1 protein-coding gene is annotated in these 502 nt (G+C 72.1%); it reads left to right on the forward strand.

The window, feature by feature from the left end:
- A partial coding sequence (locus PUR71_RS01095; protein WP_329924377.1) for an acyltransferase domain-containing protein occupies positions 1 to 502 on the forward strand: 502 nt, incomplete at both ends.

Here is a 502-nt window from a genome sequence, read left to right on the forward strand (position 1 = left end):
CGCGGCGATCGAGAAGCACTTCGCCGACCGCAAGACCACGCGGCTGAAGGTCTCGCACGCCTTCCACTCCCCGTTGATGGACCCGATGCTGGAGGACTTCCGCGAGGTCCTCAACGGGCTGACGTACCACGACCCGTCGATTCCGCTGGTCTCCAACCTCACCGGCGCCCTGGGAGGGGACTTCACCTCCCCGGACTACTGGGTGCGTCACGTCCGCGAGGCCGTCCGCTTCGCCGACGGACTCAGCGCCCTGCGCGAGGCCGGAGCCACCGCCTTCGTCGAGCTCGGCCCCGACGGCGTCCTCGCCGCCCTCGCCCACCACGACAGCCCGGACTCCGACGCCCCGGCACTCCCGCTGCTGCGCCGCGACCGGCCCGAGGAACACACCCTCGTCACCGCCCTCGCCCGCCTGCACGTCACCGGCGTCCCCGTCGACTGGGCCCGGCTCTTCGACGGCACCGGCGCCAACCGCACCGACCTGCCCACCTACCCCTTCCAACAC

Source organism: Streptomyces sp. SP17BM10 (assembly GCF_036322405.1).
Lineage (GTDB): Bacteria > Actinomycetota > Actinomycetes > Streptomycetales > Streptomycetaceae > Kitasatospora.